The organism is Duncaniella muricolitica, from assembly GCF_910574735.1.
Taxonomy (GTDB): Bacteria; Bacteroidota; Bacteroidia; order Bacteroidales; family Muribaculaceae; genus Duncaniella; species Duncaniella muricolitica.
Map to the genome: position 1 here is coordinate 32,104 of NZ_CAJTCF010000033.1, position 9,986 is coordinate 42,089.

The following is a 9,986-nucleotide window of genomic DNA, read 5'->3' on the forward strand; positions in this document are numbered from 1 at the left end:
CCTGTTAGCGTTTGATGGTTTGTAAATCCTTGTTCTCGATGATGGTGAACCCCTCGATGGTGAAGCCGTTGGGGTTGTCGTCCGAACGGGATGAGTTCAAGAGGCGGCACGTTGTCACGAGGCTGCGCTCGGTGACGTTGCTCTGCCGGATGATCTTCTGTGTGGCGTAGGTAGTCGCGCGGTAGGGATAGCCGTTGAAGTCACACACCACGCTGTCCACCTTCAGCACTTGGTTGATGTTCCCGGCGATGATACGGTTGTAGTACCCCTTCTCGGCGAAGTCCGAATAGTAGTTGTACACGCTCTTGTCCGCTAATAGCAGGGCACGCTTCACGTTATGCTCTATCGCGCTCTTTTCGGGCGAGAGCGTGAAGAAAAGCTCGTGGAAGCGGCGCACATGCTCCCTTGCCTCTGCCGGACGGTTCTGCGACAGGTCCTGCGAGAGAGCCAGCATCAGCGACTTGCCGTTGTCCAGCACGTAGATCTTCTCCCGCTGCCGCTCCGCGAAGCGGTAGGAACTCCACACGCTCCATACCGTTATCACGGCGCACAGCGAGAGGAAGACGATACCGAACAGGCGTATCTGCCTGAACGATGATTCGATGTTTTTGAGTGACTTGAATTCCATTGTTGTTTATTCATTTTTAATTGTCAGTTGATTATTTCAGCAGCTTCCCGGCACGTCCGACCATGTTGCCTGCGGCTGCACCCGCCACGCTGCCCGCCATGCTTCCGGCTCGTCCTGCCGTCTGGTTCACGTTGCGACCGTAGCTTCCCATGCCACCGGCTTGGATGATCCAGCCCGCAACGGTGGGTATCGTGAAGTAGCCGATGATGCCGATTATCATGAACACGATATACACCCCGTCGCTCGAATCCAGCGAGAAGCTGGGGTCGGTCTGCATCCGCTCGATGTCGCTCTGGAGCATCAACACCTGAATCTTGGCGAGTATCGTGCTGAATATGTCCGACACGGGAAGCCACAGATAGACCTGTATGTAGCGGCAGAACCACTGCGTGAGCGTGCTTTGGAAGCCGTCCCACACCGAGATGGCGAAGGCTACCGGACCGAGTATCGCCAGCACCACGAGGAAGAAGGTGCGGATGGTGTCTATCACGAGGGCGGCGGCTTGGAACATCAGTTCCAGTATCTCGCGGAAGAAGTCGCGGATGCCTTTCTTTATTTCATACATCTTCCGGTCGAGGTACATTTTCGCCATCGTCACCATGTCGGCGGGCGACCAGCCCAGTTCCTCCAGCTGCTTGTCGTACTCCTCGTTTGACACGAGGTAGGCGGTTTCGGGGTTGCGCACCATCGCCTCGTATTCCAGCCTGTCCTTCTGCTCACGGTACCGGTTCATGTCCAGCGTCTGCGTTTCCAGCAGTTTCGCCGTGCCCTGCACGACGGGCGAGAGGACGCTGTTCACCGTGCCAAGCACCACCGTGGGGAAGAATATGATACACAGACCGATGGCGAACGGGCGGAGCATGGGGAACACGTCTATCGGTTCGGCTCTCGCCAGTGATTGCCATACACGATATGCCACGTAGAACAGCGCGCCCAGCCCGGCTATCCCTTTCGCCACGCCCGCCATGTCACCGCACAGGGGCATCATCTGCCCGTAGAGCGAGCGCAGGATCTGATGAAGGTTGTCGAACTCCATAGGCTACCAGTATCTTTCGTTCATACTGCCGTACAGCCCCATGATGCGGTCGAGGTCGTTCCTCTTCTTTGCCCGCAGGTAGCTCACGCCGATGTTCTTGTTGGTGTAATAGCTCACGAGGTTGCGGTAACGCTTCATCTTGGAGTGGCAGCGTTCCACCACGTCCATACGCTCCTTGTCGGTCATGGAGAGCGTGGTGATGTTCACCACGTTCTTCAACTCCGTCAGCACGTCGTTACTCTCCTCCAAGAGCTTCGTGTAGCCGAAGGCGATGGCTCCGAGTTCCTCCACCGTGAAGCTGTCGTCGCGCAGCATCTTCTGGAAGCTGGTGACGTAGATGTCGGTGATGTCGCCCACCATCAGGATGGTCTGCTGCACCTTGCGTGCGTCCTTGACCAGATTGTTCACCGATTTGAGGGCGTCGTAATACTTCTTGCCCTGCTCATAGATTTTCACCGTTTCCTGAAAGTTCTTCACCATATTCTGGGCGGTGGTCGAGGTATGCACCACGTTCTTCGAGGTGTTCACGATGCTCTGCGCGATGTTGGACGGGTCTATCACCGCCCACTGTGCGCTTGCCCTGCCGGCTGCAAACAGGCACAGGCAGATAATAAGTGTCATTCTTGTTCTCATGTTACTTTGGATTTTAGTGGGTTTCATTATTTATTGTCCGCTTGCCGGATGGTCCGGTTTCGGGGTCACACGCACGTAGTCCCCGTTCGGCGAGAAGGTCAGGACGTCCGTCGCCTCGTTGTAGGACACGTCGATGCGGAAGCCGGTGTTCATGAAAAGGTTGCCGTTCTCCTCCTGCAAGAGGTAGGTTTCCGGCTTCAGCCTGCGGCGGATGCCGCTCCGCTTGAACACCGTCACCTTGTAGGCTTCACCCTCCTTGTAGATAAGCACGTCGGGCTTCCCCTCCACGCTCTCCCAGTTCCCGCAAAGCAGGTCGCGGCGGTTGTCCACGGTTTCGCAGGATTGCAGCACCATGACCGCCAGCCCGATCAGACACTTGCTGACTTGCAGCATTTTCGTTCTTGATATACTCATACGCATTTTCTGTTTTTAGTTGATGAATCTGTTTTACTTATTGCCTATTCCTTGTTTCTCCGTCTTTCGGCAAGCTGCCGGATGGCGGCTTCGATGTCGCCGCCCAGCTTTTCCGCCAGACGGTACACCTCCACCTTCTCCGTTTCTTCGGTGGTGTACGCCAGATATTCCTCCGCGCTCACTTCGGTGGCATAGACAGCCGACTGCGTGCCGCCCAGCCCGATCCAGACTTCCTTGTAGAGCCTTGACGGGTTGTTCGCCATGTTGATGGAGAGTATCTGCGACTTCTCCTTCTCCGTCAGACCTAAAAGGGACTGTATGGCATCAAACTTGTTCATATATTTCCTTTGGTCGAGGAGTATCTTGCAGTCGGAGTTGTTGATGATGCTCTCCTTGACCACGGGCGAGGAAATGATGTCGTCCACCTCCTGCGTCACCACGATCGCCTCGCCGAAATACTTGCGCACGGTCTTGTACATATAGCGCAGGTACTCAGCCATGTTCGCCGAAGAGAGAGCCTTCCAAGCCTCTTCCACTATCAGTTGCTTGCGCACGCCTTTCAGACGGCGCATCTTGTTAATGAAGGCTTCCATGATGATTATGGTCACCACCGGGAAAAGCTCGCGATTTTCCTTAATACTGTCAATCTCGAAGACGATGAACCGCTTGCCGAGCAGGTCGATGTTCTCCGTGGAGTTGAGCAGGAAGTCGTAGCGTCCGCCCCGGTAATACTGCCGCATGGTGGTAAGCATGTTGTCGATGTTGAAGTCGGACTTCTCCACCTTGATGTCACGCTGTGCCAGCTCGCGGCGGTAGTCGTCGCGCATGTACTCGTAGAAGGTGTTGAACGAGGGGACGATGCTCCGGTCAGCCCTGATGCGTTCGATGTAGGCGTTCACCGCGCTGCCCAGCTCGCCGCTCTCGGTCTTCGTCACCTTGTCGTCCTCCGACTTCCAGAGCGTCAGCAGCAGCGTCTTGATGCTGTCCTTCTTCTCCACGTCGTACACGTAGTCGTCGGTGTAGAACGGGTTGAACGAAATCGGTTTCTCCTCCGTATAGGTGAAATACACGCCGTCCGCGCCGTTTGTCTTGCGCCGTATCATTTCGCACAAGCCCTGATAGGAGTTTCCCGTGTCCACCAGCACCACGTGCGCGCCCTGTTCCCAATACTGCCTCACGAGGTGGTTCATGAAGAACGACTTGCCCGAACCGCTCGGTCCCAGCACGAACTTGTTGCGGTTGGTGGTGATGCCGCGCTTCATCGGCAGGTCGCTGATGTCGAGGTGCAGGGGCTTCCCCGTGAGCCTGTCCACCATCTTGATGCCGAAGGGCGAGAGCGAGCTGCGGTAGTTGGTTTCCTCCGTAAAGAGGCATACCGCCTGCTCGATGAACGTATGGAAACTTTCCTCGGCAGGAAAGTCCGCCGCGTTGCCGGGCATCGCCGCCCAGTAGAGCGTCGGGCAGTCGATGGTGTTGTGGCGCGGCACGCACTCCATGCTTGCCAGCTGGCTGCCCACGTCGTTCTTGATATGCTTCAGTTCCTCCGCGTCGTCGCTCCACGCCATGACGTTGAAGTGCGCCCGCACCGAGGTCAGCCCGTAGGAATGGGCTTCGTTCAGGTACCGGTCCGTCCACTCGCGGTTGATGCTGTTGCTCCTCGAATAGCGGGAGAGCGACTGCATGTTCCTTGCGGACTTCTCGAACTTCTGCAAGTTTTCCTCGCTGTTGTCTATTAGCACATACTGGTTGTAGATGTGGTTGCAGGAGAGCAGCAGCCCCACCGGGGAGGCAAAGGAGAGGCGGCAGTCGCTTCTGTCCGTGGAGAGTTTCTCGTAGCGGATGTCGGTAGCCACCTTTCCGGGCATGTCCTCCGCGTCGGAGAGGGTGTGCAGGCACAGGCGGTTGTCGCCGATGCGCATTTCCCTTGCCGAGAGGTCGATGTCCTGCAAGGTCGCATTCCCTTCGGGCATAAGCGAGAAGTAACGCTCTATCAGCCCGGCGGACTTCTCCGTGCCGACAATCTCGTCGGTGGAGAGCCGGCGCAGCCTGACAAAGCCGCTGTCGTTCATGATGCGCTCGAACTGTTCGGCGGCCTCCATAAACTTCCCGGCGGTTTCCTTGTCCAGCTCCTTCGGGATGATATGCCCCCGGCACAGCGTGCTGAAGTTGCTCTGCATCCGGTTGCGCTCCTTCGTCGTCTTGGTCAGGTAGAGGTAGCAGGTGTGCTTCAGGTACGGACGCTCGTTGAAGTGACGCTCGTTGGAGCGGCTCAGGAAGCTCATGTCCTCCTTTTGCAGTTCCGGCTTGTAGCGTTCCTTGATGAACCAGTCCTGCTTGTGGACTACGCAGAAGTCCGGCAGCACCTTGATAGCCTTGCACCAGCAGCCGTGTATCGCCTCGTACTCCGCGCCCGTCACGGTGTAAAGCTCCGGCAGCTCCACCTCGAAAGCCACCGTGATGTCGGCGTCTTTGGAGATGATGCAGCCATGCTCCACCGCCAATAGCGGGAACCTGTTTTCCAGTGTCGTCATTTTGGATGTATTTCTCATGTCGTTTCTTCCTTTCGTTGCCGTTTGAATAATCGGGTGATCCGCCGCCGGTTGATAAGGTATCGGGGATGGTTCCGTGCCGCTCCCAGCTTCATAAGCCCGTGTTCGCCGTACCGTGCGTTCAGCGCGAAGGTCTGCCATACGAGGACGGAGGACGATGCCGCGCCAAAGCCGATACATACCCACTGGTCGATGCCGACCATGTAGAGGATGACGAACAGGATGAAGAGTGCCAGCAGACCTCCGCAGAAAATGAAGAGGTATTGTGCCTTCAGACCCTTGAACTCGACCGGACGGCCGATACCCTTGTTTATCGGGTATTCAGCCATACATTGTTTATTAAAGGAAGAATGAACGCAGGATAGTCGCGGCGACAATCAGGAAAATGCACGCTCCGAACCAGCTTGCGGCGGTCTTCGAGGTGTCGGGGTCGCCGGACGAGAATTTTCCGTACACTTTTACGCCTCCGATAAGACCGATTACAGCACCGACGGCGTAAATCAGTTTTACTCCCGGATCGAAATAGGAACTCACCATAGAGGTGGCTTCGTTGATGCCCGCCATGCCGTTTCCCTGCGCGAAGGCGGAGGCGGTTGCGGCAACCAGAAGTGCCGCAGAGATGATGAACTTTTGTCTGATGTTCTTGTTCATAAACTGTTCTTGTTTTGTGCCGTCCAAAGGGTGGATGGTCCTTTTTCGGGCGGTTGATACTTGATTACTTTACTTTGGTTTAGTGGATTCTCCCTTTGTTTCCACGGACTTGGGAGGGTCCGTTGCGGACGGGCCGTACCTTGTACCGCCGTGCCGCGTGGTGTGATGTTGTCTTACGTTTTCATTTTTTCTATCGTCTTTCGTTACACATACTTCCGGATGTCGAACTCCTCGATATTGTCGGGGACGGTAAATTCCTTGTCCGGTTTCTTCAGCCGGATTTCAATAAGCCCCTTGATGCGGATGCTCAGTTCTGTCGAGCCTGCCATCAGTTTCTCGTACAGTTCCGTCCCTTCCATGTCGGTGAAGACCTTTGCTGCCCGGTCCTGTTCCGCCGTTGTCGCCTGCGGATTCTTGGCGGTCTTGACGGCATCGTCTATCTCGTCGAAGCTGTTGCCTGAAGCCCGTGGCAGATCCGGACCATTCTCTTCCGGTTCGTCCTCTCCGAACTCCAGTTCCGAAGGCTGCATGCTCGTGAAGGTTTCGTCGAGCTTCTCTTCCGGGACTTGTGCCGGACAGTACACGGCTTCCGCGTTTCCGTCGTCAAAAGTAGCGTCTTCTTCCGCCAGCCCAATGCCTTTTTCCGAAGTGGCAGCTTCTTGCGCCGGTATGGCAGCGGTTGTCCGGGTCGATGCCATCCTGAAACGGCTCTTGCCGATGATGTCCGGTTTTTCTGCGGGTGGTGTTTCCCGTACTGTTTCCTGCTTTACCGTCGTGCCGCCCAATGACCTCCACAGTCCGGCAATGCCTCTAAGGAAGCGGACGAGCTTCGTTTCCATGATGCGGTCGTAGAGCAGCAGGAACAGGAACCACAGGTTACAGCCCACCGATACAGTCAGGAGAATCATCGTCATGCTCATAGCTCTACTTTGGGGACTGAGTCCAACATACGGTTGATTTCGGCACGGTGTGTCTGGAAATGTTCGTTAAGCACATTGTCCAGATAGTCGGCGATGGTCAGATTTCCTTTACCTAATAAATAGGTGATTTCGGTTATCACGCTGTGGTTTGCCAAACTGATGTACACTTGCTTTCCCTCTCTCGCCTTGATGCCTGATTTTTTCAGGAAGGCGCGATAGTCATTCTTTTTTCTTTTCATGTCTGTTTCTTTTTGACGGTTAAAATACTGAATTGTAATTCCGGGCGTAAAGGCTCTTTATCGCCTCCTCGCACTGGTTGAAGTGGTGCGTAAGCACATGGTCGATGTAGGCGGACAGCGACAGCCGGTCATGCCCGATCACACGGGTGATGCGCATGATGCGGTCGTGGTACTCCGGGCGCACATACGCCATCTTCCCCTCCCGCGCCTTCACTTCGGGTTCACGGATGAAAAGCCGTTCATAGTCCTTTTCGCCGCATTTGCCGCCTACCGGCACGGGCGACAGGATTTCCACACTCGCCTGCACTTGGGCAAGCATACTTCCGCCGTCATGATGCGGATTTCTGTTTTTCTGGTTCTTTTCCTGATTCATATCCATATTCATATTAAGTCTTCACGTTGTTTCCTGTACAGTTCGTTTATTTTCTCCTTGTGCTGTTCCAGATGCTGGCGCAGCACGGTGTCCACGTAGCCGCCTACCGAGATTTCCCGCCCGGCGATGTCGTTAACGATTTTAAGAATCTTGCTGTGTACGTCGCGGCTGATATAGACGCACTGGCGTGTCTTTATCTCGTTGCGGCGCAGGAACAGTCCGGTGTAGTCATCCTCCTGCCGTTTGCGGCGTCCGCTGTCTTTCAGCGGTTTCTCCTTTGCCGGTGACGGTGCGGACGGCTGTTCCGATTCGGGAACGCTTTCTTTTTCGGGGGCCGGCGCGGGCGGCTCCTGCGCGCGGTACAGGGTTCCGTCCTGCTTGCGCCTGCCGATAGAGGCTATCAACAGTTCCTCGTCGATGCCTTCGGTGTTCACTTTCCTGCTGCCCATGTTCATCGCGGTTTGATGATGCTGACAATCTCTTCCGAGAACTCACGGATGCCGCTCCCTTTCAGCAGGGACGTGTCCATCGGGAAGATGGTCGAGCGGAAAACGCCCTTGCGTTCTTCCGAGAGGTCGCGCCGGAATTTCTTGCTGTCGGGCAGGCGTGTGGACAAGACCGACAGTCCCATTTCGGCAATCACATCTTCATACAGGTCGTACAGCCCGTTCTTCTCCCTGCCGTCCACCATCGTCCAGAACAGGTGAAGACCTTTTGTTTTCGCCTGTCCCGTCGTCATTAGGTTGTCACGGAACATCGCGGCGAATTGCAGGGTGCTTTCCACGACGAAGCGGTCGGCACTCATGGGCGTGAAGATGTAGTCCATCTGGGAGAGCGTCTTGACAACGCCGTCGCTACGGAGCGTGCCCGGCATGTCGAAGAACACGATGTCGGGTTTCACCTCCTCGCTGACGAGCATCCTGTCGGCATCGTCGAGGGCGTCCTGTGAGTTACTCTTGATGACCGGGTAGGCGTTCTTCCTGACCTTGCGGAAGTGGTCGCACGCGAGTGCCTTGAAACAGAGGCTCTCGTCGATAAGTTTCGTTTCACGTTCACGCAGACCGTGGATGCTGTGTTGCGGGTCGTCGCAGTCTATGACGGCGACATTGTAGCCCTTCACGTTGTGGAGGTAGTTGGCGGCAAGAGCCGTGACGGTGGATTTGCCGATGCCTCCCTTTTGTGTTGCGAATGCAACGAAGATTTCATTACTCATGGTTCTATTGCTTTTAATGGTTGATGAATTGTTTTCCTGTTCCTGTACGGAAGCGGTGACGTATATATCCGCGTCCGCGAATCATTATCCGGGCGGTCCGTCACGTATCCGTTTCAACGGTGAAGCCGGGATTCGGATAACCGGTGAATGACGGCATTGCGTCATGAAGTCATTGAATCCGTGAATCACCGCGTTGTTGTAAAACCGGGTATCCGGCAGTGCGGATATTCGGTTTTGCAAATGTCCGCCTAAGCGGTTTGCCGGGTATCTGAAAGTTCCTTTTTCCATATCTTCAAATCGTTCGTTTCTTGAATCATGCTGCAAATAAACAAGTATATTCCGGAACTTGTATCACTTCTCCGGCAAGTGGCAGCATGTTGCGCCGATTGGCAGTCATTGACCGGGTCAAGCCTCTGTCCGATACCGCTTTAAGGGCGTAACTTTGCACCCGAACGGCAGGGTTCGCCGCAGGTGGCGCAGCCCGGAGTTTGAAAGGCATTCCCCCAATCCGTCCCCGACGGATTTTTATGTTCTCCTGAACATAGCAAGGTATATTTTCAGCCGCTCAAAACATTTTGAGCAGCCACGAAAACGCCTTGCCCTTGCAGGGGGCGGGCTTACCCTCCGAAGTCGGGAAGCCTCTCAAACCTGCGGTGTCTGTGACCCATAGCGGCGGCTTATGCCGCCAATCCGCTAAATCCAAAGTAATATGAGTGAAAAAAGAAGAAACAAAGGCGGGAGAAATCCCAAACTCGATCCGGCGGTGTTCCGCTACACCGTCCGTTTCAGCGAGGAGGAACACAACCGTTTCCTCTCCATGTTCGAGAAGTCGGGCGTTTACGCCAAGTCGGTTTTCCTGAAGGCGCACTTCTTCGGGCAGCCGTTCAAGGTGCTGAAAGTGGACAAGACGCTGGTGGATTACTACACCAGACTGTCCGATTTTCACGCGCAGTTCCGCGCAATAGGTACAAATTACAACCAAGTCGTGAAGGAACTGAGGTTGCATTTTTCCGAGAAAAAGGCGATGGCGTTGCTCTACAAGCTGGAGCAACAGACCGTCGAACTCGTGAAACTGAGCCGCCGGATTGTGGAACTTTCAAGGGAAATGGAGGCGAAATGGTCGCAAAAATCAGTGTAGGCAGCTCGTTGTACGGCGCGATTGCCTACAACGGGGAGAGTGCGTCCGTAATGGTCGCATAACAAATACCTCTTTGGCAAGAGGTTAGATAAGTGTTCCAAATAACATATTGGGGTAAAATCACCCCAACAAACAGTTGTTAACAACCAAATAACAAAGTTTAACTATGTTATATTATCTATTCCCATCCGA

General features: G+C 55.0%; 12 protein-coding genes and 1 pseudogene. 1 reads left to right on the top strand and 12 read right to left on the bottom strand.

The genetic code is table 11. From position 1 onward, the window contains the following. Positions 1-4: 4 nt before the first annotated feature. The 12 genes and pseudogenes from traK to QGT73_RS08865 form a co-directional block, all read right to left on the bottom strand. Entirely contained in the window at positions 5-628 is a 624-nt protein-coding gene (traK, locus tag QGT73_RS08810; protein ID WP_007656465.1) for a conjugative transposon protein TraK, read from the bottom strand. A 31-nt stretch (positions 629-659) separates the two neighbouring features. Continuing rightward, positions 660-1,664, bottom strand: a complete 1,005-nt coding sequence (traJ, locus tag QGT73_RS08815) for a conjugative transposon protein TraJ (protein ID WP_280122222.1) — start codon at positions 1,662-1,664, stop codon at positions 660-662. A gap of 3 nt (positions 1,665-1,667) precedes the next feature. Beyond that, complete coding sequence (locus QGT73_RS08820; RefSeq protein ID WP_057098481.1) at positions 1,668-2,297, bottom strand: DUF4141 domain-containing protein; 630 nt, start codon at positions 2,295-2,297, stop codon at positions 1,668-1,670. Positions 2,298-2,327: 30 nt separating this feature from the next. Then, the gene (locus QGT73_RS08825; protein WP_280122223.1) at positions 2,328-2,711 is read right to left on the bottom strand and encodes a DUF3876 domain-containing protein; all 384 of its coding nucleotides are present in this window, start codon (positions 2,709-2,711) and stop codon (positions 2,328-2,330) included. Between the two features lie 44 nt (positions 2,712-2,755). Then, on the bottom strand, positions 2,756-5,260 hold the full coding sequence (locus QGT73_RS08830; RefSeq protein ID WP_280122224.1) for a TraG family conjugative transposon ATPase: 2,505 nt from the start codon (positions 5,258-5,260) through the stop codon (positions 2,756-2,758). Further along, positions 5,257-5,589, bottom strand: a complete 333-nt coding sequence (locus QGT73_RS08835) for a DUF4133 domain-containing protein (protein ID WP_018667411.1) — start codon at positions 5,587-5,589, stop codon at positions 5,257-5,259. Before QGT73_RS08835 ends, QGT73_RS08830 begins: the two co-directional genes overlap by 4 nt. Positions 5,590-5,599: 10 nt before the next feature. Further along, a complete protein-coding gene (locus QGT73_RS08840) occupies positions 5,600-5,911 on the bottom strand; it encodes a DUF4134 domain-containing protein (protein ID WP_008782546.1) in 312 nt (103 codons plus the stop codon). 203 nt (positions 5,912-6,114) lie between these two features. Next, positions 6,115-6,831, bottom strand: coding sequence for a conjugal transfer protein TraD (locus QGT73_RS08845; RefSeq protein ID WP_280122225.1), 717 nt, complete (start codon positions 6,829-6,831; stop codon positions 6,115-6,117). Continuing rightward, positions 6,828-7,103: a DUF3408 domain-containing protein gene (locus QGT73_RS08850; protein WP_224263059.1), complete on the bottom strand. Its 276-nt coding sequence runs from the start codon at positions 7,101-7,103 to the stop codon at positions 6,828-6,830. The genes QGT73_RS08845 and QGT73_RS08850 overlap by 4 nt, the downstream gene beginning before the upstream one ends. Next, positions 7,090-7,443 (bottom strand): DUF3408 domain-containing protein, encoded by a 354-nt coding sequence (locus QGT73_RS08855; protein ID WP_121766882.1) that lies wholly within the window; start codon positions 7,441-7,443, stop codon positions 7,090-7,092. The genes QGT73_RS08850 and QGT73_RS08855 overlap by 14 nt, the downstream gene beginning before the upstream one ends. 8 nt (positions 7,444-7,451) lie before the next feature. Beyond that, a complete protein-coding gene (locus tag QGT73_RS08860; RefSeq protein ID WP_280122227.1) occupies positions 7,452-7,892 on the bottom strand; it encodes a DUF3408 domain-containing protein in 441 nt (146 codons plus the stop codon). 2 nt (positions 7,893-7,894) lie between these two features. Then, positions 7,895-8,944 (bottom strand): annotated as a pseudogene (locus QGT73_RS08865) (ParA family protein). A 421-nt stretch (positions 8,945-9,365) separates the two neighbouring features. Here QGT73_RS08865 and mobA point away from each other — a divergent pair. Next, positions 9,366-9,794: a conjugal transfer protein MobA gene (gene mobA, locus QGT73_RS08870; RefSeq protein WP_172206406.1), complete on the top strand. Its 429-nt coding sequence runs from the start codon at positions 9,366-9,368 to the stop codon at positions 9,792-9,794. Positions 9,795-9,986 lie beyond the last annotated feature (192 nt).